The sequence below is a fragment of the Mycobacterium sp. SMC-14 genome (assembly GCF_046250075.1).
Lineage (GTDB): Bacteria > Actinomycetota > Actinomycetes > Mycobacteriales > Mycobacteriaceae > Mycobacterium.
This window is the reverse complement of the sequence record NZ_CP176429.1, coordinates 2,460,151-2,484,979: the sequence shown is the minus strand read 5'-3', so window position 1 is coordinate 2,484,979 and position 24,829 is coordinate 2,460,151. Positions and strand designations below refer to the sequence as shown.

Below are 24,829 nucleotides of genomic sequence, written 5' to 3'. Positions count from 1 at the left end.
GCGCTCAGGTAACACTTTGGTAGATTCATGAACCGCACGCGGCTGTGCCGCTTTCAGTAGTTACCTTAGCTTGTTGGAGGACCCCGGGATGGTTTCAGCCTTGCGTTCGTACTTCTCCGCGGGGCTGGTCGTCACCACCGCCGGACTCATCGCTGTCGCTCCGGTGGCGCCCGCGATTCCCGAGCTGCCCACGGTTCACCTGGACACGCAGCTCAGCGCTGGTGAGTCATTGTTGAATGTTCCGTTGAACCTGTTCCAGGCGTTGGTCAACATTCCGGCCAACGAGATCCACGCGATGGACACGCTGGCGAAGTCGCTATTCTACAGCGGCCCGTGGATGGCCGGAAGCCCGACGAACGCCTGGGGTGAGGACCCCGGCGACATGGGGCACTTCGAGGGCATCCTTCAGATGATGTTCCCGTTCCCGGAGATCTCCGGCGCCGGCCATGAAGGGGACCGGTTCTTCCCCGGCCTCGGACAGCAGCTGTCCATGCTGGCCAATGTTCAGATTCCGATCGATCTGAGCTGTGCGGGTCTGGACTGTCTGCCGGTCATGCCGACCAGCCCGATCACCGGCTTCACCTGGATCGACCAGTCTATCTGGAGCGTGCTGATCGCCCTGGGCCTGCAGAATTTCCCACTGATCCAGAACTGGTTCCAGATCCCGTTCTCGGACATGATGGACGGCAACGAGTTCTACTTCGATCCCAATGGGCCCGGCATGGTCAACATTGGCTACGCCAATGACATGTACTACTGGGAGGGCACGCGCACCCTCGCGGAACTGGGGTTGAACCCGGAGGACTACCCCAATATCGACCCGGACGCCCCGCTGATGCCGTGGGCGGGCAGCTACTACGCGATGGACTTCACCACGCCGTTCACGAACTTCTTCGACAGCCTGATGCAGCCGTTCGACGTCGACAAGTTCAACCTGCCGGACCCGATCGAATTCGCGCGCGCGCTGCAATCGCTTTTCGCCTCGTCTCTGCTGGCCTTCAACCCGTTCATCCCGGGTAGCCCGCTGTGCCCCGGGCCGTGCCTGCTTCCCGAGCCCGGCGGCAACATCTTCAACCCTGAAGACTGGAACACACCCAGCTATTACTGGCTGGTGAAGATCATGGACGACCTGTGGCCGGGCAACCCCGTCATCGGTGAGTGGATGGACGCCTACGACGAGGGCACCGCCAACGTCTCCAACCCGGAGATGATCGAGACGCAGGCGTGGTTGTGGCGCCTGGGCACCGTGTTGCTCGACATCAAGAACCCGCTGCCGGATGACCCGTTCATCGACACCTCCGGTTTCCTGCCCACCCCTGAGCAGCTCCAGGAGTTCTTCGGCGACTACTGGTACAACATTTTCGACAACTCCGGGATCATCGGGCCCTTCGACATTCAGGGCCTGTGGGACGCCATCTTCAACATCACCCCGGAGTAGACGCTCGCGGGCGCCCACGTGTCGGACACGTCCGGCACGTGGGACGTTGGAGCATTCAACTACTTTGGCATCCAACGGTTTTGAGCTGATTTACATTCAGCTTCGCCCGGTAGAACGCTCCGTCGTGCGCTACGCGCCGATCAGGCCCGACAGGTCCGGCAGGTAAGGGTAGAGGTCCGGCAGCGCGGACTGCGGCAGCATGCCCAAGTCCACCTGGGCGGCCGTCCAGCCCTGTTCCATACCGAGTTGGATGTTGCGCGACACCAGGTCCCAGTCGATGCCCGGCATGCTCCACGACATCGGGGTGCTGACGTCGGCGGGATCGGAGCGGTCGTAGCCCAAGTCGATCAGTACCCTTAGCGCGGGCTGGATCAGGTCCGCCATCGCCGGTCCGAACAACGGGAACTGTCGTAGCGACTCGAGCAGCGGCAGGTTCATGGTGGGGATCAGGTAGATCGAGGTGTCGCCGTCATACCCGTCGGACATGGGCAGCTTCACCGCGTCGGCCATCGCATCCGGGTCCCACGAACTGGGGTAGCCGGTGATCAGGTAGGGGTGCAGATAGAGGTACCCCGCCATCGAATTCGCCAGCGCCAGCATGTTCAGCGGATATTTGGGGAAGTCGGTGGCGCCGCTGTACTCGAAGTTGTAGATGTCGGTGGTGTACGGCGTATCGACGGGGGTGGGCGGAAGGCTCCCGAAGTCCAGCGGAAAGCGGGTGAAGATACCGCCGTTGGGCGTGTTCAGATCCTCGACCAGCACGAAATGCAGATTCGCCGGGTCGGGTGCACTTGCGCCGGCCTGGGCGAGGTCGATCATCGCCTGCGTGGCGATCGCCGTGGTCGAGGAGACGCCGAACACCGTTACCGGTCCGTCCTGCAAGTGCCGGGCAATGTCCTGGTTCAGGGTCTTGGCGGCATCGAGAAGGCTCTGTTGGTAATCGGAGGGATTCAGCGGCTCGACGACCGGGGTGTAACCCGGATACACCGACTGGCCGGGAAACGGGTTGGTGGGGTTGATGAACAAATCCATCACCCGTTGGTCGTAGACGGCACCGGGATCGGGCGTCATGACATAACCCATGATCAACGCCGTGCCGTTGCTCTCCCCGAAAGCGAACGACGCGTTGAACATCGACGTCAGCCCCATCAGGCCGGCGCAGCCCCCTGCCAAGACACCGGCCGTCAACCATCGATAGCTGGAATGCGTCATCTGATCCCCCATTTATCTCAGACACATGCTCGCGTCAGCGTACACAGGAGTTCGGCCCAGCGCGCGCAGAGGTGGCCAATAGGGCCAATAACCGCCCACCGACCGGCGCGGGTCCGCTGGTCGTCGACGACACGCGGGATAGGGTGAGTGCGTGGCTCTACCAGGTCCGGGAGACGACCGCGCGGCGATCGTGACCGGCGCATCGTCGGGTATCGGTGCGGCGGTGGCCCGTGAACTCGCGCGGCGCGGCCACCAGGTGATTCTGGTCGCGCGCAGCGCCGATCGATTGCACGCATTGGCCGGTGAGCTGAACGCGCTGCGATCGGGGCGGGTGCACGTGTTGCCCACGGACCTGTCCAGCCCCACCGAGCGAGCCGCATTGCCCGGCCGGGTCGCGGATCTGGGCGTGGTGCCGGATGTGCTGGTCAACAACGCCGGTGTGGCGATGGTAGGGCTGGTCGCGAAAACGGAGCCGGAACGGCAGCTGGGCCTGATCGAGGTCGACGTGGCCGCTGTCGTCGACCTGTGCACCCGGTTCCTGCCCGGCATGGTCGAGCGAGGACGTGGCGCGGTGCTCAACGTGTCCTCGGTGGCTGCGTTCGGCCCGCTGCCCGGTCAGGCCAGCTACGGCGCCGCCAAGGCATTCGTGGCGTCCTACACCGAAAGTTTGCGGAGCGAGCTGCGGGGCACCGGCGTCACGGCCACCATGCTGTGCCCTGGGCCGGTCGACACCGGCCTGGATGTCGCTGCCGGGTTCCGGGCGGGCGAACGCCGGCGGGTGCTACCGGCGGTGATGTGGAAGCCCGTGGACCATGTTGCCCGGGCGGCCGTTGACGGCCTGGCCAAAGGCAAGGGACGGGTGACGCCGGGTTGGGCGAATCGCCTGCTGGTGGACGTATACCGTGCTGTGCCGCACGGCCCACTGCTACCGTTGCTGGCACGGCGCACGCCGCTGTCGACGCGCAAAGCCGGGACGGGGAAGGCCGGGCTATCGTCGAAGTCAGTCGGGGGCAGGTCGCTGGACAGGGGGAGCGGTGTCGTGCTTGAGGTGATCGACAAGGGCTGCGTCAGCGACGCCCATCCCGTTCCTTTGCTGTTCGTCCATGGCGCGTGGCATGCCGCGTGGTGCTGGGACGAGAATTTCCTCGGCTACTTCGCCGATCTGGGCTACCGCGCACTGGCCGTCAGCTTCCGCGGGCACGGCAGCAGCTCCAACGACAAGCCGCTGCGAACCTGCAGCGTGGAGGACTACGTCCAAGACGTCCGATCGGTCGCCGACGAGCTGCCGGTGCCCCCGGTGGTGATCGGCCACTCGATGGGTGGGCTGATCGTCCAGAAGTATCTCGAGAACCGGCCGGCGCCTGCCGGGGTCTTGATGGCTTCGATTCCCCCGCAGGGCAACTACGGGTCGAGTCTGCGTTGGCTGCGCAACCGGCCGTGGCATGCCATCAAAATGGCGGTCACCGGTAAGTCACTGCCCTACATCAACACGCCGGAGCTGGCCCGGGAGAAGTTCTTCTCCGAGGCCACCCCGGAGCACGCGGTGCTGGAATGCGCGGCGCGGCTTCAGGAAGACAGCGCGCGGGTCAGCGTCGACTGCTTGATGCTCAACCTGCCGCGTCCGAAGCGAGTGAGCGCGCCGCTGCTGGTGCTGGGCGCCGAAGAGGACGGCGCGCATACCTGTAAGGAAGTGCGGGCCACTGCGAGTGCCTACGGCACCGAGGCCGAGTTCTTTCCGGGCATGGGCCACAACATGATGCTCGAACCGGGCTGGGAGGCTGTGGCCGAGCGCATCCACAACTGGCTCGGCGCCCGGGGCCTATAACGGCCGCTAGAGGCAGCCAGCGGGCCTACTGGACCCCGCCTCTCAGTCCTTGGTGAAGCAGTACAGGCGGTAGACGAACTCGCCGTTCTTCAGGGCGCCGTTGAAGGTCCAGTCGGTCGCGGCGCTGGCGAAGCGGGCCAGACCGCCGTGGTGGGCGATCATGTCCTGCTTGCGGGCCAGGTTCTTCTCGTTGCCGCGCAACACGTCCTTGCTGATGTCCTCCTGCGACACCAGTCGCAGTCCTGTGGCGGCCAGCTCAGCATCCCAGCGGGCCAGCTCACTGCGGCGGCGGAAATCGGTGTAGAGGAAGTGTCCGCCCGGGGCCAGCACCCGTGCCGCGCCGTTGAAGAACTTGGCCGGGTGCGGGTACAGGTGCGATGCCTCCACCTGGAACACCACGTCGAACGAGCCGTCCTCAAAGGGCAGGTTCTCGGCGTCGCCCTGCACGAAGTCCATCCCAGGCAGCTGGTGGCGCTCCCGGCAGAACTCGATGGCGGTCTCGTTGAGGTCCAGGCCGGTGTAGGAGGCGGGCTTGAAGGTGCGGGCCACATAGGACGCGCCGCCCCCGTGGCCACAGCTCACCTCAAGCACCTTCTTGCCGGCCATGTCAGCCAGGGCGGCGGTGCGGTGGTACTGCTGGATGAAGAACCGGTTGGGCTCGTCCGAGGCCTCCAGCGGCACCGCCATCGGGGGGTCCTCTTCGTAGCCGTAGTTGAGGAACAGCCAGTCGTCGCCGCTGAGCATCTTGGTCTGGGTCGAGAACCGCTTAGTCACAAACGAGGTGAACAGCAGGTGATAGACGAACGGGTTCGTCATGACGCGGTGGGACACCGGATTGAAGATCAGGCGGTTCATCGTGACCATCGAAAAAGTATCTCACGATTCTGGAGACCCCGCCGTGCCCGGGTCGCCGACGGCGGCGAACTCAGTCGTGTAGACCGCGCATCAGGATTCGATCCCACATCCGATCGGTCAACACGGCACGCGCCAGAACGGTGGCCTTGCCGGAGAGTCCGACCACATAGCGGGGACGAGGATTCTTCGACCGGACCACGCGGAGCACGGCACGGGCGACCACGTCGGGTTCGATCATCACCCCGCGCTGCGCGGAGAGCTGGCGGGTGTTCTCGGCGTAACGGATCTTGAAGCCGCCGTAGGGATCATCATCGGTGTAGGACGGTCGCGCCTCCTGTTGGGAGATGACGAACGGAGTCCGCACCGCGGTCGGGTCCAGCAGCACCACCCGCACTCCGAACGGCGAGACTTCGGCGCGCAGCGACAGCGACAACGCCTCCATGCCGTACTTGATCACGTGGTAGCCGCCGGCTCCGGGGCTGGCGAAGCGCCCGCCGGTACTGCCGATGTTCACGATGACGCCGGACCTGCGGCGGCGCATCACCGGCAGGACTGCCTGGGCCAAGTGAAGTGTCGCAACCACATTGGTCTCGAACAGGCCGCGAAGGTCATCGAGAGGCAACTGTTCGAGCGGACACGTGAGCGGATATCCCGCGCTGTTGACCAAGACATCGACCCCGCCGTGTTCCGCGTCGATCTCCGCGATGAGCCGATCCACCGCGGCTTCATCGGTGACGTCGAGGGCGCGAGCGGTCAGCCCGCGTGACGTAAGACGTTGCAGCGCTTCGGGATTGCGTCCCACAGCGAAGACGCGATAACCGGCTGCCTGCAGCCGATCGGCGGTCGCTTCGCCGATCCCGCTTGTCGCTCCGGTGACCAGCGCTACCGGCTGGTCGCTCATCGGGTGCCGGTGTTCCCGGACGGCACGGGCGCGGAGTCCACACCGGATTCGGCAGGCACCAACTCGACGGGCAGGTGCTCTAGGCCGCGCATGGTCGCATTGACCAGGTAGCGGTAGTCTCCGGCCAGCCGGATCTCCTTGACATGGGGGATCAGCTGCGTCAGCACCCGGCTGACTTCGATGCGGGTCAGGTGGGTGCCGAGGCAGTAGTGCGCGCCACCACCGAATGCGAGGTGGTCCGTCGGATTGCGGTCCAGGTCGAAGGTGTCGGGATCCGGGTAGTGCTGCGGATCGCGATTGGCGGCCGCATACAGGATCAACACCCGGGCTCCGGCCGGGATGGTCTGGTCGCCGACCCGGTAATCGCGGGTTGCGGTTCGGTAGAAGCCCTGAACGGGGGAGACCAGCCGCAGTTGCTCTTCGATGGCTGCCGGGATCAGCTCGGGGTGTTCGCGCAGCCGGCTGTAGACGTCCGGACGCTGTGCCAGTGTCAGAAACAGGCCCGAGATCAGGTTCGTGGTGGTCTCGCTGCCCGCGCCGACGAGCATCGAGGCGGTCCAGAACACCTCGTCATCGGAGAGGGTGTCCTCACCGCTCGGTGCCGCAAGCATCGAGATCAGGTCATCGCCGGATTCGGTGCGGCGCGCCTTGATCATCGGATCGAGACTGCGGTGCATCGCGATGACCGCCTGACTCGAGCGCATGTTCATCGCCATCCCACGCAGGGTCAGCGGGGCGAACGCAGCTTCATTGATGGTGTCCGCCCATTCCAGGAACTGGTGGCGGTCTTCCTGCGGAATCGCCAGCATCATGGTGATCAGCCGGTTCGGCAGGGGCTTGGCCAAATCTGCCACGATCTCGACTCGTCCGCGCGTGATCATCGCGGCGACCAGTTCGTCGGCCGCGCGGTTGATATTGATCTCCCACGACTTCATCGCGCGGGGCGTGAATGCCCGAGACACCGAGCGGCGCAGCCGGGTGTGCACCGGTGGGTCGGTGGCGTTCATGGTCTGCAGGCGGACCCGGAAGCGGGCCTGGCTCTGCGCCGAGGACAACGCCTCGTCGTCGCGCAGTGCCTGTCGGACCTCGTCGTAGCCCGGGATGATCCAGATGCCGCGCTTGCGGCTGTACCAGACCTTCGGACCGGACAGCAGCGTGCGATAGCCCGGATAGGGATCGTGCATCGTCTCGGGCGCGAACGGGTCGAAGTCAGTCAGCGGTGCGGTTTCGCGTCGGGTCAGGGCATAGCGGTAAGCGGTTGCCCGGTCGCGGACCACGCCGATAAGCCCGTCAGTGCCGATCTTGAGCAGGCTGGCGCGAAACCGAAGCCGACGCGTCAGTTCCTTCTGATCCATCTGGCAAGCCCCTCGTCACGATTGTCGGGTGTGGAGCGCGATTGGCCCGCGGCCGGGCCGCGGTTGGCCTGCGATCAGGCTAGCCGCCACCCTAACCGGCTGCCTCTGTCGCCTGAAGGGACGTCGGTCACCAAAGAAGCGCCGGAGCGCCGGGACGTCAGTCCCGATCGCTCCGGCGCTTCGATGCAGTGTCCTCAGTCTTTGACGAGGTCGAAAATGCGGTAGGTGATCTCGCCGCGGTCCAGGTCGCGGTAGAACAGCGAGCCCTCCACGACGGCGAATTCCCGGGCGAAACGGCGCAGGAAGAACGGCATCCGCTCGTTGATCAGGTCGTTGGAGCGCGGCGAGTTGGCGGCCAGGCCGCGAACGACCTCGCGGCTGATGTCGCGCTCGTTGACCAGCCGCAGCGGCGGGGTGGCCAGGGTCTGCTGCCAGGACTCGATGTCCTCTTTGGCGCGGAAATCGGTGTGCAGGAAGTGTCCGCCCGGACGCAACACCCTTCCCACCTCGCGAACGAACTGCGCGAAGTCGGGGTAGATGTGCGAGGCCTCGACATTGACGACCGCGTCGAACGAATTGTCGCCGAACGGCAGGTTCAGGGCGTCACCCTGCACGAAGTCCAGGCCGGGGACCTGGTGGCGCTGCTGGCAGAAGACGACACCGTCCGGGTTGAAGTCCAGTCCGGTGTAGGACGCGGGCGCCAGGGTGCGGGCCAGGAAGGAGGCGCCGCCGCCGTGCCCGGAGCTGACTTCGAGCACGTTCTTGCCGGCCAGATCGATCTGGGTGGCGGTCTGGTGGTAGAGCTGGATCGAGTACCGGTTCTCTTCGTCGGCCTCGTCGAGCTTCAGGCCCAGCGGTGGGTCCTGCTCATAGCCCCAGTTGAGGAAGACGACGTCGTCGTGTCCCATCCGCTTGGTCATGAACGGGTACCAGTATTTGAAGGCCTTCTTGTACAGCGGCATCGCCGAGATGCGGTACACCAGATCGGCGCCGACTTTTTCCAAGGTCTCAGATGGGGAACGCACCATACCGAAAGTATGGCACAGGGCAGAGCGGGCTTTAGACCTCGGTGAGTTGCACCGGCAGCTGCGCGCGTTGCGGCTCGCCGCGATACCGCGACGGTGCCCCGTCGATCTTGCAGATGCGCCACATCAGCCGCGCGGCGGGATTCATCAGCCCGAGTTCGTGGCAGACCATCCGAACATCGGAGAACATGTCCCGCCAGGTCTGGCGTGCGTCCGGGGTGCCGAAGAACCACTGCTTGCGCGCGGACTTCGGAACACCGAACTCGCGGAAGAACTTGCGGGGCGGCACGATCATCGCCTGGCCGAGCATCCGCATGACAACGGGCACGTACAGCGAGAGCATGAACCGGCTGCTCCACCACAGCCGAGGCACCCGTCGCTCCAGGTACTTGTGGGCGAACGAGATGTGGCGCGCCTCTTCGGCGACGTGGATGCCGATCATCCTGCGCACGATTGCCGGCACGCTGTCCTCTTCGCGCAGGGCAAGGGTCTGCAGGTAGTCGAACGGGACCTCGCCCGCCAGGACTCCGAAGAAGAACGAGTTCGGCAACGGCCCGGCGTAGAGCGGCACGATAGGGGAGAGCAGGCGCAGCCACCGCGGCATGCCGGGGACGTCGACGCCGATGCGGTTCACCAACTCCTGGAACATCAGGGTGTGGTTGCATTCCTCGATGCACTCGTGCAGGCAGTAGCGGTATTCCGGCGAGCCGTTCGGCACCCAAAACGTGTAGTGCATGAGGCCCCGCACCAGGATGCCCTCGAACTGCACCCCGACCTTGGCCATGTTGGCCTGGCGCCACATGCCCATCGCGATCTTCTTCTCCAGGGGCTGCGCCCGGTACCAGGGGTGGCGGCCCAGCGGGTCCGCTCCCGAAAGCACCCAGCGGGCGTCATCGGTCTTCACCGCGAGCTCGGGATCATTCCAGTCGATGTCGACATACGGGTTGAAGTTGCGTCGCACCGAGCTTTCGGACAGCGTCGCCAGCGTTTCGCCGTAGGCGGCATCGCCGCCGACATACATCGCGTTCTTCAAGCGCCGGAAGAAGTAAAAAAGGGCATAGGGCACCGCGGCGACGGCAATCATGCCGGCCAGCAACCAGCAGATGACGATCACGACGGTCGGCATACGGGCCCATCCTCAATTTCAGGCACGCACCGCCATGGGGCGTAGCCGAGCCGAAGCTTACCGTCAAGTTTGGCAAAACAGTAAGGTTTAACCGTTCACTTGAGTGTGATCGGCATCATCTTGGTACCGGGCGGCGTCCATTACTTTATCTCCCGGCCGTGGGCCGCCTCGCACTGGGCTGACCTGCACGTACGGCGATATATTGCGGCGTTGGGGTACCGTGTTCACCTTATGGGGACCCAGCAATACGACGCCGTCATCGTGGGGGCGGGCTTCGGCGGCATCGGTACGGCCATCCAACTGACCAAGCTGGGTTACGAGAACATCGTGATCGTGGACCGCCTCGACGGTCTTGGCGGAACATGGCGGGTCAACCACTATCCGGGGCTCTCCGTCGACCAGCCCTCTACTACCTATTCCTACTGGTTCGAACCGAACCCCTACTGGTCGCGGCTGTTCGCCCCCGGTAACGAGGTCCAAGCCTATGCCGAGCATGTGGCGGACAAATACGACGTGACGCGCTTCATGCGCTTCAACACCACGGTTGACGGCGCCCAGTGGGATGAGGACGCAAAGCTGTGGCGGACGTCGTTGGCCGGCGGTGAGACGCTGACCTCGCAGTTCCTCATCGTCGCCACCGGCTTCCTGTGCCAGCCGAAGATTCCCGACATCCCCGGCATCGACACGTTCGCCGGCCATGTCGTGCACACCGCGGAGTGGGACCACGATTACTCGATGGCGGGCCGGCGGGCGGCGGTCATCGGAACCGGGTCCACCGGGATCCAGGTGATCCCCGAGCTGGCCAACGAAGTCGCCGATCTGACGGTGTATCAGCGGACCCCGATCCTGGTGACGCCTAAGTCCGACGTGGTGTTCCCGCCGGCGGTGCAGCGGATGTTCGCCCGGGTGCCGTTCACCCAGCGTATTGTCCGGTGGCTCACCGACAACACCACGGACTTCATGATGGTGCTGACCATGTGGCGCTACCGGCGCTTCAAGTTCCTCAACAAGGCGATGGCGGCCCAGTCCGCGCGCCACCGGCGGCGCTCGGTGCGCGATCGTGAGCTCGCGCGCAAGATGGCGCCCGATTTCGACTTCGGCTGCAAGCGTCCGTCGATCTCCAACAACTACTACCCGACCTTCGCCAAGCCGAATGTGCACCTGGTGACCGAGGGGATCGAGCGGATCGAACCCGACGGCATCGTGGCGTGTGACGGCACGAAGCGCGAGATCGACACCCTGGTGCTGGCGACGGGATATGACGTCTGGGAGGGCAACCTGCCGGCGATCGAGGTGATCGGTCGCGGCGGTCGCAACCTGGGCAAATGGTGGCGCGAGACGCGCTTCCAGGCCTATCAGGGCATGACCGCCCCGCAGTTCCCGAACTTCATCAACATGGCCAGCCCGTTCTCCTGGGTTGGGTTGTCCTGGTTCAACACCGTGGAATACCAGACCCGCCACATGAACCGGCTGTTCGGCGAGGTGCAGCGGCGCCAGGCGCAGACGTTCGAAGTCACCGAGGAGGCCAACACCCGGTTCTACGAGCGGATGATGGGCCTGCTGGACAGCTCGGTATTCCACCTCGGCAACTGCGCGACGTCGAATTCCTATTGGTTCAACCAGAGCACCGGGGAGGCCCCGCTGTTCCGGCCGACCTCGGTTCGCAGCGCTGTGAAGGAGCAGGACCACTTCCCACTCTCGGACTATCTGATCGGATAGCTTCCGCCGCTACGGTCCTGAACAGGGGGTTACAGTGATCGTTTGGGCACATTGTCAGGTGAGGGGCCTCGGACAGTGACACATACACACCGCCCGAGCCACGAACGGTCGTCCGCGGCCGCATTCGTTCGCCGATTCGCGTTGCCGATCATCCTGGGCTGGATCGTCCTCACCGCGTTGGTGAGCGTCGCCGTGCCGCCGCTGGAGCAGGTCGCCAAGGAACACCCGGTGTCGTTGAGCGCCAAAGACTCACCATCGATCCAGGCGATGGCACGGCTCGGGCACGACTTCGCGGAGTCCAACACCGACAGCGCGGCAATGATCGTCATCGAAGGCGATGAGCCCCTCGGTGACGCCGCGCACCACTACTACAACGAGCTGATCGCCCAGCTCAACGCCGACACCAAGCACGTTCAGCACATCCAGGACTTCTGGGGAGACCCGCTCACCGCGGGCGGTGCCCAGAGTTCCGACGGCAAGGCCGCATTGGTGCAGCTGAACCTCGCCGGAAACCAGGGTGAGGCGCTGGCCAACGACTCGGTCGAGGCGGTCCGCGACGTCGTGGCGCGCACCCCGGCGCCCGCCGGGGTCCGGGCCTACGTCACCGGCCCGGCGCCGATGGTCACCGATATGAACTCCAGCGGCGACCGAGCGGTGCTCAAGATCCTGGTGGCGACCGTCTCGGTGATCTCGCTGATGCTGCTGCTGCTTTACCGATCGTTCAGCACCGTCGCGTTGTTGCTGGCCGTGGTTGGGGTCGAACTGGCGGCGGCACGCGGAATCGTCGCGTTCCTGGGGCACTACGGCCTGATCGGACTGTCCACGTTCGCGATCAACATCCTGGTGACGTTGGCGATCGCCGCCGGCACCGACTACGGGATCTTCTTCATCGGCCGTTACCACGAAGCCCGCCATGCCGGCGAAGACCCGGAGACCGCCTACTTCACCACCTATCGCGGTGTGGCCCATGTGGTGCTGGCGTCGGGCCTGACCATTGCCGGTGCCACATTCTGCCTGAGCTTCACCCGGTTGCCGGTGTTTCAGACCATGGGTGTGCCGTGTGCGGTCGGCATGCTGGTCGCGGTGGCGATTGCGCTGACCCTGGTGCCGGCGGTGCTGGCGATCGCCACGCGCCGCGGGCTGCTCGAACCCCGGCGCAAGATGTCCGACCGCGGCTGGCGCAAAGTGGGCACGGCTATCGTGCGCTGGCCCGGCCCGATCTTCGTGGCCGCCTGCGCGATCGCGCTCATCGGCCTGCTCGCCCTGCCTGGCTACAAGGTGAGCTACAAGGACCCGTCGTTCATCCCGCAGGACACGCCGGCCAACCTCGGCTGGGCCGCCGCGGCGCGGCACTTCCCGGAATCGCGCCTGCTGCCGGAGGTGCTGTTGATCGAATCCGATCACGACATGCGCAATTCCGCGGACTTCCTGGTGCTCAACAAGCTGGCCAAGAGCGTCTTCGCGGTCGAGGGTGTTGCCATGGTGCAGGGGGTGACCCGGCCGGAGGGCACCCCGCTCGGTCACACCTCGATTCCATTCCTGCTCAGCATGCAGAGCGCCGGGCAGATGCAGAACCTTGACTTCGTCAAGAGCCGGGTGGCCGACATGCGCCAGCAGGCCAACGATCTCGAGGGGACCATCGCCTCGCTGCAGCGGATGTACGGCCTGATGCAGCAGATGGCCGCCAACACCCATCACGCGACCGGTGTCTCGCAGGAGGCGAGGGATCTGGCCACGCAGGTGCGGGGCAACATGGCCGATCTGAACGAGAATTCCAAAGCGTTGCGTGAATCCGTCGAAGGGAAGGATTGCCGCGGCGACACCACTTGTCTGTCACTGCGGGCGGCGTATGCATCGATGGACGGGACCACCCTTCTCACCGAGAAGCTCGACGAGCTGGCGCCCGACATGAGCAATATCGATGCGGTGACGCCGCAGCTGCTGGAGATGATGCCGGCGCAGATCGCCGCGATGCGCAGCCTGCAGACCATGATGCTGACGTTGCACAGCACCATGTCCGGGATGATGGCGCAGATCGAGGAGGTCGGTGGTGACTCGGCCGCGATGGGGCAGGACTTCGACGCGGCGAAGAGCGACGACTCGTTCTACCTGCCCCGGGAAGCGTTCGACAACCCGGACTTCAAACGTGTGATCCAGCTGTTCTTGTCGCCGGACGGGCACGCGGCGCGCTTCTTCATCACCCACGACGGATACCCGGCGACTCCGGAGGGCATGGCGCGGGTCAACCTGATCAAGAAGGCCGCCATCGAGTCGTTGAAGGGCACCCCGCTGTCGACCGCCAAGGTGTACGTGGCCGGCACCGCCGCGCTTTTCAACGACTTGCAGGGAGCCGCCGACTACGACCTGCTGATTGCCGGAATCACCTCGCTGGCAATCATTTTCATCATCATGCTGCTCATCACCCGCAGCTTCATCGCCTCGGTGGTGATCGTCGGGACGGTGTTGGCGTCGCTGGGCGCGTCGTTCGGGCTCTCGGTACTGCTGTGGCAATACATCTTCGGCATCAACCTGCACTGGCTGGTGATGGTGATGTCGGTGATCATTCTGTTGGCGGTGGGCTGTGACTACAACCTGCTTCTCGTCGCCAGATTCAAAGAGGAGATGGGCGCCGGACTGAAGACCGGCATCATCCGCACCATGGGCGGCACCGGCAAGGTGGTCACTGCTGCCGGGCTGGTGTTCGCCTTCACCATGGCGTCCATGCTCGTCAGCGATCTGCGGGTGGTGGGCCAGGTGGGCACCACGATCGGGCTTGGCCTGCTGTTCGACACGCTGGTGGTGCGCTCGTTCATGATGCCCTCGATGGCGGCGCTGCTGGGGCGGTGGTTCTGGTGGCCGCTGAACGTGCGGGAGCACCCGGCGCGAGCGGTGCCGGTGGCTGCCCCGGCTGCCACAGCTCCCTCGGCTGCCACGGAAGGCAAGCCCGACGCGCATGACCGGACCTTCGAGGACATGGTCGCCACGGCATTCCCGGAGCTGTCCGCTCGTCCGGCGACGTCGTCGGACCAAGACCGGCCCACCGAGGTGCTGGCCACGATTCAGCCGCCGGAGGAAGAGGCCGACAACTGAGCCCTGCGCCGGCTCTGGTCAGCGTCCCACCGCATGGGCTAGATTTAGACAATTCGTGATTGTAGAAATCATTTGTGGGGTCTGACGCGCGGATTCGACGGTGTCAGTCAGGTCGTCGAACCGGTCTGAGGGGAGCGCCGTACATGTCCGATGAAGCCCTTTCCGCCGCCTTGGAGCGTGAGCATCAGCAGATCGAAGCGGGAATCGGCGCCTTCCTGGGGGGCCTCGAGGGCGGCAGCGCCGACGTTGAGGGCCTGCGCGTGACACTGGCTGTGCTGCGCCGCCACATCTACCTCGAGGAACAGTTGCTGTTCCCGCCGATCAGCAGGGGCGCGCACATGATGGCGGTCTTCGGGATGATCCGAGGTCATGGCGAGATCTGGCGCACGATGAACGCGCTCGAAGACCTGTCCCGTGCCGGCGCGGAGCATGCGACGCTACGGGGCGCCTGCTGCCGGCTGCTGGACCAGCTGGCCGACCACAACAAGGTGGAGGAGCCGGTGATCTACCCGGCCGCCGACACCGGCCTGGCGCCGGAAGTGGCCGCAGAAGTGGCCGAATTTCTGGCCGCCGGCCGGATGCCCGAAGGGTGGACCTGCGCACGGGGAGCGGCCTGAGCCCCGGCGGTTCAGCGAGGCTCGACGTAGGAGAGGTGAAGCTGGGACCGCCGCATGGACCCGCAGGAAACCAGCGATCAGGCTTCGGCGGCGATGAGAGCCGAGAGGCCGGCGTGATAGGCGGCCAGGCTGTGCCGCCAACCGATGTCGACGGCCCCACCGCTGTCCACGGCGATTTCGGCACCCACGTGCACATAGGGCGCGGGCGGCACCAGCGGGACGATGTCGAGGAAATTCACCACGCGATAGCAACATTCGATGGCGGCGTCGAACGCGGCCCTGAAGTCGGCCACGCCGACTCGCGGGCCCCCGAACGTGGTCAGTCGCGGCTCGATGGTGTTGGGGGGCATCCCGTGCGCGGCATCGGGTGCGGCCAGCACGGCCAGGGCGCCCCCGAGGCTGTGCCCAGTGATGAGGATCTGACTGCACCCGGCGGTCGCAGTGGGCAGATTGGCGGCGATGGAGGCACGGACACAGCCGTAGATGTCCTGGAAGCCCGCGTGCACCTGGCCAAAACCCGCCACCGGCGAATAGGGCGCGGGGAAGAAATCGAAATCGGCGATCCAGTCCGCCACATCGGAGCTGCCGCGAAAGGCGATGAACGCGGTGCCACTGGCGTTGTCACGGCCCATCAGCCCAAAGATGTTGGTGTCCTTGCCCATCGCCGTCGCAGGATGCTGCTCGGGTAGGGCGGCCAAGTGTGCCCGGTCAGCCTTGATCAGGGCGGTCTGGCTGAAACCGGTGGGCAGTGTGGGCGCAGCGCCGGACATCACGGCGTAGGCCGCCGATGTCAGCGGCAGCACCACGTCGCGGGCGTACGACGGGCTGAATGCCACGTCGAACAGTCTAGGAGCCTCAAAGTTGTCAACGAGCCTCAAAGTTGTCACCAAGTTGGCAACGTTTAAACTTTGACTCAACGGCTTTGAACCGGCCATCACCGGGGAGCCTTCGGAAGAACAGTCGGACCATTCCCACGGGCCGGCTCACTAGAACCGAACGGGACGGCCCGTCACAGCCCTACATCGAGCGGTCGTGCCCCGCAGGCGGGAGTGCGGCAAGCGGGGTGGTACCGCGGCGCTCGCGCAACCGCGCGGCGTCGTCCCCGGGCCGGGCCCTTGGGAGACGACACACCGTGAGCGAACGCAGCTATCCGAAGCCGGCCGCCGGCGCCCCCGATTTCCCGGCGGCTGAAGCCGCCGTCCTGGATTACTGGGCCGCAGATGACACCTTCCGGGCCAGCATCGCCCGCCGAGACGGCGCGCAGGAGTACGTGTTCTACGACGGGCCGCCGTTCGCCAACGGCCTGCCGCACTACGGACATCTGCTGACCGGTTACGTCAAGGACATCGTGCCGCGTTACCGCACCATGCGCGGCTACAAGGTGGAGCGCCGGTTCGGCTGGGACACCCACGGGCTGCCCGCCGAGCTCGAGGTGGAGCGCCAGCTCGGCATCACCGACAAGTCGCAGATCGACGCCATGGGCATCGCCGCGTTCAACCAGGCATGCCGGGAATCGGTGTTGCGCTACACGTCCGAGTGGCAGGCCTACGTCACCCGCCAGGCCCGCTGGGTGGACTTCGACAACGACTACAAGACCCTGGACCTGCCGTTCATGGAGTCGGTGCTCTGGGCGTTCAAGCAGCTCTGGGACAAGGGCCTGGCCTACGAGGGCTACCGGGTGCTGCCGTACTGCTGGCGCGACGAGACCCCACTGTCCAACCACGAGCTGCGGATGGACGATGACGTCTACAAGAGCCGGCAGGACCCGGCGCTGACGGTCGGGTTCCGGATCGTCGGCGGGGGACCGGCCGGTGAGCTCGAGGGTGCTCACCTGTTGGTGTGGACCACCACTCCGTGGACACTGCCGTCCAACCAGGCGGTGGCGGTCAACCCGGATGTGACCTACGTGCAGGTCGCGGTGGGGGAGCGCCGCTACCTGATGGCCGAGGCGCGGTTGGGTGCCTATGCGCGCGAGCTCGGCCTGGGCGAGGGTGAGGAACCGCAGGTGCTGGGCAGCTACCGCGGCTCGGAGCTGCTCGATGTGCGCTATGCGCCGCCGTTCCCGTACTTCATGGACTCGGCGAATGCCTTCCGGGTGCTTGCCGCCGATTTCGTATCCACCGAGGACGGCACCGGCATCGTGCACCTGGCGCCCGCCTACGGCGAGGACGACAAGAACACCACCGACCCGGCCGGCATCACCCCGGTCACTCCCGTGGACGCCAAGGGCCGCTTCGATGTCACTGTGCCGGACTATGCCGGCCAGCACGTCTTCGACGCGAACAAGGCGATCATCGCCGATCTGAAGAACGGCACCGGGCCGGCTGCCGCCAACGGGGCGGTGCTGGTGCGGCACGAAACCTACGAGCACCCCTACCCGCACTGCTGGCGGTGCCGCAACCCGCTGATCTACAAGGCGGTGTCGTCGTGGTTCGTCCGGGTCACCGAATTCCGGGACCGGATGGTCGAGCTCAACGAGCAGATCACCTGGTACCCCGAGCACATCAAGGACGGGATCTTCGGCAACTGGCTACGTGGTGCGCGGGACTGGTCGATCTCCCGAAACCGCTACTGGGGCACCCCGATTCCGGTATGGAAATCCGACGATCCGGCTTATCCGCGGGTCGACGTTTACGGCAGTCTGGATGAGCTGGAGCGCGACTTCGGGGTGCGGCCGGACAATCTGCATCGCCCCTACATCGACGAGTTGACCCGGCCCAACCCCGACGACCCGACCGGCCGTTCGACGATGCGTCGCATCTCCGACGTGCTGGACGTGTGGTTCGACTCGGGTTCGATGCCCTATGCCCAGGTGCATTACCCCTTCGAGAACGCCGAGTGGTTCGACGGCGGCGGGGGGCAGGCTGCCCATTACCCGGGTGATTTCATCGTCGAATACATCGGCCAGACCCGCGGCTGGTTCTACATGATGCATGTGCTGGCAACTGCGCTGTTCGACCGTCCGGCATTCAAAACCTGTGTGGCGCATGGCATCGTGCTGGGCAGCGACGGGCAGAAGATGAGCAAGTCGCTGCGCAACTACCCGGACGTGAGCGAAGTGTTCGACCGCGACGGCTCCGACGCCATGCGCTGGTTCCTGATGGCCTCGCCGATCCTGCGCGGCGGAAACCTGATCGTCACCGAGGCGGGCATCCGCGAGGGCGTACGCCAGGTGATGCTGCCGCTGACGAACGCCTACACCTTCCTGACGCTGTATGCCCCGAAACCCGGTGTCTGGCGCACCGATTCGCAGCACGTACTGGACCGCTACGTCCTGGCCAAGCTGGCGTCGCTGCGCGACGACCTGACGCGAGCCCTGGATGTGTGCGACATCTCCGGTGCCTGCGAGCAATTGCGACAGTTCACCGAGGCGCTGACCAACTGGTACGTGCGCCGGTCCCGGCAGCGGTTCTGGGACGAGGATGCCGACGCGATCGACACCCTGCACACCGTGCTGGAGATCACCGCGCGACTGGCCGCGCCACTGCTGCCGCTGACCACCGAGGTGATCTGGCGCGGGGTCACCGGGGAACGCTCGGTGCACCTGACCGATTGGCCCGAGGCCGCCGATCTGCCCGCCGATACCGAACTGGTGGCGGCGATGGATCAGGTCCGCGAGGTCTGTTCGGCGGCGTCGTCGGTGCGCAAGGCGCACCAGCTGCGGGTCCGGTTGCCGCTGCCCAAACTCACCGTCGCCGTCGACGAACCGCAGCGGCTGGCACCGTTTACCGACCTGATCGCCGACGAGCTCAACGTCAAGGCCGTCGAGCTGACCGACGACATCGCTCACTACGGGCGATTCGATCTGGCGGTCAACGCGAAGGTAGCCGGTCCCCGCGTGGGTAAGGATGTCCAGGCCGCGATCAAAGCGGTCAAGGCCGGCGAGGGCGTCGTCAACGCGGACGGCACCCTGAGCGCTGGTCCGGTGGTGCTGCTGGAGAACGAGTACACCTCCAAGCTGGTGGCCGCCGACCCGGAATACACCGTGGCGCTGCCCGAAGGCGCCGGCCTGGTGGTGCTCGACAGCGCGGTGACGCCCGAGCTGGAAGCCGAGGGCTGGGCCAAGGACCGGATCCGGGAGCTGCAGGAGCTGCGCAAAACCAGTGGCCTCGAGGTCTCCGACCGGATCAGTGTGGTGATCGCGGTACCCGAGCAGCGGCTGGAATGGGCGCAGAATCATGCCGAGTTGATCGCTGGAGAAATCTTGGCGACCAGTTTCGAATTCGGTGACCCAGCCGACCCCGTGGAAATCGGGGATGGTGTGCGGGTGTCCATCGCCAAGGCCTGACGATTCAGTCGGCGAAATTGCTGATCTCGGCCAGGACCGACTTTCTCGCGCCCAGATTCTTATGGTCGACGGGGGCCCACGGACGGGGCCTGCGCCGTCCGTCGTTGGCAGCTCGATCACGGCATTTATGCAGTTTGGGGTGGTAAAAAACCCCGCCGCGGGCGTGCGCTGGTGGCACCGCTGAGGTAGGTGAAACATCGGCGAAACAGCCCTGAACTGCCACGTCGGCGACTTCAGGGGCCGTTCGTCCCCGATTAACCTTCAGGCCATACGGACAGTTGTCTGCGGTTGGTTCTGACCCACCCGAATTGCCAGGAACCTGGCAAGCCGTTGCGTGACGCAACTCGGGTGGGTCCGTTCATTACTTGGCTAGAGGGGCAGGGGATTCATGGATTTCGGGGCACTCCCGCCAGAGGTCAACTCCGCGCGAATGTACGCCGGCCCGGGCTCGGCACCGTTGCTGGCCGCCGCGGCGAACTGGTCGGCGATGGCGACCGAGCTGCACTACACCGCCACCTCGTATGCCTCGGTGATCGCCGACCTGGCGGACTCGGCGTGGCAGGGCCCCTCGGCGGCATCGATGACGGCAGCGGCGGGCCCGTACGCGGCGTGGCTGAAGGCCACCGCCGTCGGCGCTGAGGAGACGGCGCTGAAGGCCACGGCAGCAGCCGGCGCCTATGAGGCCGCCTACGCCGCCACCGTGCCGCCGCCGGTGATCGCCGCCAACCGCACCCTGCTGGCCACGCTGGTGGCCACCAACTTCCTCGGACAGAACGCACCGGCGATCGCGGCGACCGAAGCGCAGTACGGCGAAATGTGGGCGCAGGACGCGGCCGCGATGTACGCCTACGCCGGTTCGTCGGCAACAGCCAGCCAGCTAGCTCCGTTCAACACCCCGCCGGAAACCACCAACGCCAGCGGTCAGGCCAGCCAGTCGGGGGCGGTCACCAACGCGGCACAGTCCGCCGTGGCCTCCAACGCGCAGTCGAGCCTGTCCGACTTCATCAACCAGATCCCGAACGCCCTGCAGAACCTGACGGCGAATCCCCTGACGCCGACGCAGATCGTGGACGACTACCAGGCGATCATCAAGACCCTCACCGGCGTGATCAGCACCGCGAACGGACCCTACGGGCTCAACCTCGCCAGCTCGGCGCGGGGCATCTACCAGATGGCCATCAGTATCCCGTCGGTCGCCAACGGGCTCGGGAACCTGACCAGCACGCTCAGTCCCAAGCCGATCGCCGGGGCCTTGGCGCCATTGCTGTCCAGCCCCCTGCTGAGTGGTTCGCACGCTGTCCCTACAGCGGTCTCGGGGGCCGTCGGTCGGGCCGGCCTGATCGGGTCACTGTCGGTGCCGTCGACCTGGGCCAGCGCGGTTCCGGCGGTCAAGACCGCCACCGTGGCGCTGCAGGCCAGCGTGCTCGAGGCCGCTCCGGCTCTCGCCGTGAACGGCGAGGGTGTGCTGGCCGGCCAGATGGCGCTGTCGAGTCTGGCCGGCCGCGCGATCGGCACACCGATACGGCAGGCCGCGGGCGCCACCGCCACCCGTGCGATCAGCGCCATCACCCACGTCACCAACAACCAGACGGCACCGGACATCGCTACCACCGCCACCGTCATCGTCATCCCGCCGATCGCGAAGTAACGAAAGCAGGTCGCGTTCATGGTATTTCAGACTTTCGCAGCGCAGCCCCCAGAGGTCATCTCCGGCCAGCTGTATTCGGGACCGGGTGCTGACCCACTGTTCGCCGCGGCGGCGGCCTGGTCGGGGCTGGGCGTCGAGCTGCACACAGCTGCTTCCTCCTACCAAGCGGCGCTGGCAAGCCTCAGCGGCGGCTGGCAGGGGCCGGCGGCGGCGGCCATGGCGGCCGCCGCCGCTCCGTACGTGACCTGGCTGACGACCACTGCGGCGCAGGCTGAGCAGACCGCCGCCCAGGCGACGGCCGCAGCCGCTGCCTATGAATCGGCCTTCGCCGGAATCGTGCCACCGCCGGCGATCGCCGCCAACCGCAGCCAGTTGGCGTCGCTGGTGGCCAGCAACATCCTTGGCCAGAACAGCACCGCGATCGCCGCTGTGGAAGCCGAATACGGCCGGATGTGGGCGCAGGATGTCGCCGCGATGCAGGGCTATGCCGGTGCTTCGGCGCAGGCAACCAATCTGCGTTCGTTCACCGCAGCGCCGCGGACCACCAACGGGGAGCCCGGAAGCGCGGACGCCACCGCCGAACCCGACCTGATCCAGGTGATCACCAAGCAGATCAACGATCTGACCTCGGCCTATAACACCGGCTGGCAGAACATGATTGATGGCGCGCTCGGCACCACCTACGCGCATAACCTGTGGGAGAGCCACCTCTCCCTGGCAAGTGGCGTCAGTGGCCAGACCGGGTGGGTCAATGCTGTCCATGCCACTACCAACATGGGCATCACCCAATTCCGCAGTGGGTACAAGGCGGTGGTCCCGGTGATTCCGAAGTCGGCCCTCGGCGGCCTGCACAGTTCCGGATTGAGCGCAGGCGTCGGTCTGCCCAGGGCCGCGGGGGCCGGTGTGGCCAGCGCGATGCGGGTGGGAGCGCTCTCGGTGCCACCGAACTGGGCCAGTGCCACCTCGGCGATCCAGCTGGCCTCCACTTCGCTGCCGCAGACCGCGCTGGGCGCTGCCCCCGCGGCGGGATCGGTGCCGGGGATGCTCGCCCCGGCGGCCCTGGGCAGTGCGGCCGGTGGTGCCTTGGGTGCGCCGGCGACTCGGACGGTGGCCCCGGTGGCCCGCGTGGTGTCGACCAACATCAAGGACCGCGAGGCGCCGGTCCCACTTGATCAGGTGATCGCGCAATTGCAGCAGACGCCGGATGTGGTGCAGCATTGGAACGTCGACCAGGCCGGCCTGGACGAGCTGGTCGCCAAGCTTTCCCTGAAGCCAGGAATCCACGCGGTGCACGTCCTCGACGACGAGGACATCACGCTCGCCGGAACGAAATCGGCGCTCGGCTGACGTGGCCCCGATGCCTCACGATTTCAGCCGCCCCAGGAGGACCCCGATGAAGCTGTTGTTCGTCCCGCTTGTCGCCGCCGCCGCGGTTGTTCTTGCCGCCCCTGGACACGCCGATCCCAATGTGGTCGAGGTGAGCACGGTCGACAGTACGGAATTCATCACCTCGCTTCGGCAGGTCGGGATCGTCTTCGACGACCCGGCGCAAGCCGTGGCCGCCGCCGAAGCGCTCTGCGGGTTGGCGGCCAACGGTGAAACAAGCCTGGAGCTGCTGAACGACATCACTGAGGCCAACCCGGACCTGAGCGTCGCCGACGCCGCCCGGTTCGCGGCGATCTCGGCGAAAACGTATTGCCCGCACCAGCTCAACAAGGGCGGCGGGGGGTCGAAGTAGCGCCGGCGTCAGGGCTTGACGGCCAGCCAGCGCTGCTGACCGGCCGCGGTAACCACCTCTACATCGCGGAAACCTATGCCGCGCAACCGGTCCGGTAATGCATCGGGGGAGACCGGGTTGTAGGTATCGCGGAAATGCATCAGCTGGAACATCGCCGAGTGCACCCCGTCGCTGCCGGCGAAGACCGCCCCGGGCCGCAGCACGCGAAAGGCCTCGGCGAACAGTTGGTCCTGCAACGCCGGCGTCGGAACGTGGTGCAGCATGGTGAAACACACCACGGAACTGAATTCGTCCGAGGGCAGCCCGGTATCGGTGCCGTCGCCGTTGATGATGTGGGCGCGTGAGCCGTATTTCGCCTGTAGGCGGCTGGTCATCGGTGGGTCGATCTCGACGGCAGTCAACCGGGGCGTCATCTCCACCAGGCACCGCATGTTGGCGCCGTAGCCCGGCCCGATCTCCAGGGTGTTCTCGCCGAGGACGACGTCCGTCAGCGCCCACGGCAGGAGTTTGCGTTCGACGCTGCGCGCCCAGTACCGCGAGCTGCAACACAGTCGGTGCACCAGATTCATCGCCATCGTCTCGACAGTAGTCGGATGCGGCCGCCAGGCGCAGTGCCCAATAGGCTTAAGCCCGTGGACGCCCGATGGGTCCTGCACCTGGATATGGACGCCTTCTTCGCGTCCGTCGAGCAATTGAGCCGCCCGACGTTGCGGGGACGGCCGGTACTGGTCGGCGGGCTCGGGGGCCGCGGCGTGGTGGCCGGGGCCAGCTACGAGGCGCGGGTTTTCGGCGCCCGCTCGGCGATGCCGATGCACCAGGCGCGGCGGCTGGTGGGGGCCCCGGCAGTGGTGCTGCCGCCGCGAGGCGCCGTGTACGGCATGGCCAGCAGACGGGTTTTCGAGACCGTGCGTGCGGTGATCCCGGTCGTCGAGCAGCTCTCCTTCGACGAGGCATTCGGGGAACCGGCCGAGCTGGTGGACGCAACCGCCGCGGAGGTCCTGCGGTTCTGCGAAAACCTTCGCCGGCGGGTGCTCGACGAGACCGGTTTGGTGGCGTCGGTCGGGGCGGGCTCGGGCAAGCAGATCGCCAAGATCGCCTCCGATCTGGCAAAGCCGAACGGGGTGCGGGTCGTCAGCCGCTCTGAGGAACGGCTGCTGCTGGACGGGCTGCCGGTGCGCCGGCTGTGGGGCATCGGTCCGGTCGCCGAGGAGAAGCTGCACCGGCTGGGCATTGACACCATCGGCCAGCTCGCCGCGCTGACCGACCGTGAGGTCGCCGACATTCTGGGCGCCACCATCGGTCCCGCGCTGCACCGGTTGGCCCGCGGGATCGATGACCGGCGGGTCGCCGAACGCGCTGAGGCCAAACAGATCAGCGCCGAATCGACCTTCGCCACCGACCTGACCACCTTGGAGCAGCTGCGGGCTGAGATCGGTCCGATCGGTGAACACGCCTACCGCAGGCTGCTGCGGGACGGGCGCGGCGCTCGCACCGTGACGGTGAAACTCAAGAAGGCCGACATGAGTGTGCTGACCCGCTCGGCCACGCTGCCTTATGCGACGACCGACGCCGCCGCACTCACGTCGGCGGCCGGCCGGTTGCTGCTCGATCCGCAGGAGATCGGTCCGATCCGGCTGCTTGGCGTGGGCTTCTCCGGGCTGACCGATGTCCGCCAGGAGTCGCTGTTCCCGGATCTGGAGTTTTCAGAAATTGGCGCCGTCTCGCCGGAAGTGACTGCGCGAGAACCGCTTTCCCCGACAGCAGCGGCGCCGTGGCGAGTCGGCGATGACGTCAGCCACCCCGTCCTCGGCCACGGCTGGGTGCAGGGGGCCGGCCACGGGGTGATGACGGTGCGCTTCGAGACGCGCAGCTCAGGCCCCGGTGCGGTGCGGACATTCCCCGATGACGAGCCAGGGATCAGCCGCGCCGACCCGGTGGCCAGCCTGGACTGGCCGGACTATGTCGCCCGCCCGGAGGAACACAGCTAGCTCG

The 24,829-nt window shown here is 66.1% G+C and carries 17 protein-coding genes and 2 pseudogenes; 11 read left to right on the top strand and 8 right to left on the bottom strand.

Annotated elements, in window-relative coordinates:
• The first annotated feature begins 88 nt into the window (after window positions 1-88).
• Window positions 89-1,438, top strand: coding sequence for a hypothetical protein (locus ACKY0W_RS11655; protein WP_409434188.1), 1,350 nt, complete (start codon window positions 89-91; stop codon window positions 1,436-1,438).
• A gap of 129 nt (window positions 1,439-1,567) precedes the next feature.
• Here ACKY0W_RS11655 and ACKY0W_RS11650 read toward each other — a convergent pair whose 3' ends face one another.
• Window positions 1,568-2,650: a PE-PPE domain-containing protein gene (locus tag ACKY0W_RS11650; RefSeq protein ID WP_409434187.1), complete on the bottom strand. Its 1,083-nt coding sequence runs from the start codon at window positions 2,648-2,650 to the stop codon at window positions 1,568-1,570.
• A 151-nt stretch (window positions 2,651-2,801) separates the two neighbouring features.
• On the opposite strand from ACKY0W_RS11650, the pseudogene ACKY0W_RS11645 reads away from it, so the two are divergent.
• Window positions 2,802-3,602, top strand: a pseudogene (locus tag ACKY0W_RS11645) (SDR family NAD(P)-dependent oxidoreductase); the annotation flags it as partial.
• Between the two features lie 87 nt (window positions 3,603-3,689).
• The gene (locus tag ACKY0W_RS11640) at window positions 3,690-4,475 is read left to right on the top strand and encodes an alpha/beta hydrolase (RefSeq protein ID WP_409437748.1); all 786 of its coding nucleotides are present in this window, start codon (window positions 3,690-3,692) and stop codon (window positions 4,473-4,475) included.
• 42 nt (window positions 4,476-4,517) lie between these two features.
• Here ACKY0W_RS11640 and ACKY0W_RS11635 read toward each other — a convergent pair whose 3' ends face one another.
• The 5 genes from ACKY0W_RS11635 to ACKY0W_RS11615 all read right to left on the bottom strand — a co-directional run bounded on the left by ACKY0W_RS11635 (window position 4,518) and on the right by ACKY0W_RS11615 (window position 9,695).
• Window positions 4,518-5,330, bottom strand: a complete 813-nt coding sequence (locus ACKY0W_RS11635) for a phthiotriol/phenolphthiotriol dimycocerosates methyltransferase (RefSeq protein ID WP_409437747.1) — start codon at window positions 5,328-5,330, stop codon at window positions 4,518-4,520.
• Window positions 5,331-5,400: 70 nt separating this feature from the next.
• Window positions 5,401-6,231 (bottom strand): SDR family NAD(P)-dependent oxidoreductase, encoded by an 831-nt coding sequence (locus tag ACKY0W_RS11630; protein WP_409434186.1) that lies wholly within the window; start codon window positions 6,229-6,231, stop codon window positions 5,401-5,403.
• Complete coding sequence (locus ACKY0W_RS11625) at window positions 6,228-7,586, bottom strand: cytochrome P450 (protein ID WP_409434185.1); 1,359 nt, start codon at window positions 7,584-7,586, stop codon at window positions 6,228-6,230. Before ACKY0W_RS11625 ends, ACKY0W_RS11630 begins: the two co-directional genes overlap by 4 nt.
• Before the next feature lie 194 nt (window positions 7,587-7,780).
• A complete protein-coding gene (locus tag ACKY0W_RS11620) occupies window positions 7,781-8,548 on the bottom strand; it encodes a phthiotriol/phenolphthiotriol dimycocerosates methyltransferase (protein ID WP_409437746.1) in 768 nt (255 codons plus the stop codon).
• 97 nt (window positions 8,549-8,645) lie between these two features.
• On the bottom strand, window positions 8,646-9,695 hold the full coding sequence (locus ACKY0W_RS11615; protein ID WP_406757246.1) for a diiron oxygenase: 1,050 nt from the start codon (window positions 9,693-9,695) through the stop codon (window positions 8,646-8,648).
• Between the two features lie 273 nt (window positions 9,696-9,968).
• Here ACKY0W_RS11615 and ACKY0W_RS11610 point away from each other — a divergent pair, with 273 nt between their 5' ends.
• The 3 genes and pseudogenes from ACKY0W_RS11610 to ACKY0W_RS11600 all read left to right on the top strand — a co-directional run bounded on the left by ACKY0W_RS11610 (window position 9,969) and on the right by ACKY0W_RS11600 (window position 15,163).
• Window positions 9,969-11,456, top strand: a complete 1,488-nt coding sequence (locus ACKY0W_RS11610; protein WP_406756943.1) for a flavin-containing monooxygenase — start codon at window positions 9,969-9,971, stop codon at window positions 11,454-11,456.
• Window positions 11,457-11,531: 75 nt separating this feature from the next.
• Window positions 11,532-14,378, top strand: a pseudogene (locus tag ACKY0W_RS11605) (RND family transporter); the annotation flags it as partial.
• A 311-nt stretch (window positions 14,379-14,689) separates the two neighbouring features.
• Window positions 14,690-15,163, top strand: coding sequence for a hemerythrin domain-containing protein (locus ACKY0W_RS11600; protein ID WP_409434184.1), 474 nt, complete (start codon window positions 14,690-14,692; stop codon window positions 15,161-15,163).
• A gap of 77 nt (window positions 15,164-15,240) precedes the next feature.
• Here the strand turns inward: ACKY0W_RS11600 and ACKY0W_RS11595 are convergent, their stop codons facing one another.
• On the bottom strand, window positions 15,241-15,999 hold the full coding sequence (locus ACKY0W_RS11595; protein ID WP_409434183.1) for a lipase family protein: 759 nt from the start codon (window positions 15,997-15,999) through the stop codon (window positions 15,241-15,243).
• A 296-nt stretch (window positions 16,000-16,295) separates the two neighbouring features.
• On the opposite strand from ACKY0W_RS11595, the gene ileS reads away from it, so the two are divergent.
• The 4 genes from ileS to ACKY0W_RS11575 all read left to right on the top strand — a co-directional run bounded on the left by ileS (window position 16,296) and on the right by ACKY0W_RS11575 (window position 22,837).
• The gene (gene ileS / locus ACKY0W_RS11590; protein ID WP_409434182.1) at window positions 16,296-19,451 is read left to right on the top strand and encodes an isoleucine--tRNA ligase; all 3,156 of its coding nucleotides are present in this window, start codon (window positions 16,296-16,298) and stop codon (window positions 19,449-19,451) included.
• Between the two features lie 388 nt (window positions 19,452-19,839).
• A complete protein-coding gene (locus ACKY0W_RS11585) occupies window positions 19,840-21,099 on the top strand; it encodes a PPE family protein (RefSeq protein ID WP_409434181.1) in 1,260 nt (419 codons plus the stop codon).
• Between the two features lie 18 nt (window positions 21,100-21,117).
• Window positions 21,118-22,446 (top strand): PPE family protein, encoded by a 1,329-nt coding sequence (locus tag ACKY0W_RS11580; RefSeq protein ID WP_409434180.1) that lies wholly within the window; start codon window positions 21,118-21,120, stop codon window positions 22,444-22,446.
• A 46-nt stretch (window positions 22,447-22,492) separates the two neighbouring features.
• Window positions 22,493-22,837, top strand: a complete 345-nt coding sequence (locus ACKY0W_RS11575) for a DUF732 domain-containing protein (RefSeq protein ID WP_409434179.1) — start codon at window positions 22,493-22,495, stop codon at window positions 22,835-22,837.
• An 8-nt stretch (window positions 22,838-22,845) separates the two neighbouring features.
• Here the strand turns inward: ACKY0W_RS11575 and ACKY0W_RS11570 are convergent, their stop codons facing one another.
• The gene (locus ACKY0W_RS11570) at window positions 22,846-23,412 is read right to left on the bottom strand and encodes a class I SAM-dependent methyltransferase (protein WP_409434178.1); all 567 of its coding nucleotides are present in this window, start codon (window positions 23,410-23,412) and stop codon (window positions 22,846-22,848) included.
• Window positions 23,413-23,430: 18 nt separating this feature from the next.
• On the opposite strand from ACKY0W_RS11570, the gene ACKY0W_RS11565 reads away from it, so the two are divergent.
• On the top strand, window positions 23,431-24,825 hold the full coding sequence (locus tag ACKY0W_RS11565) for a DNA polymerase IV (RefSeq protein WP_409434177.1): 1,395 nt from the start codon (window positions 23,431-23,433) through the stop codon (window positions 24,823-24,825).
• Window positions 24,826-24,829 lie beyond the last annotated feature (4 nt).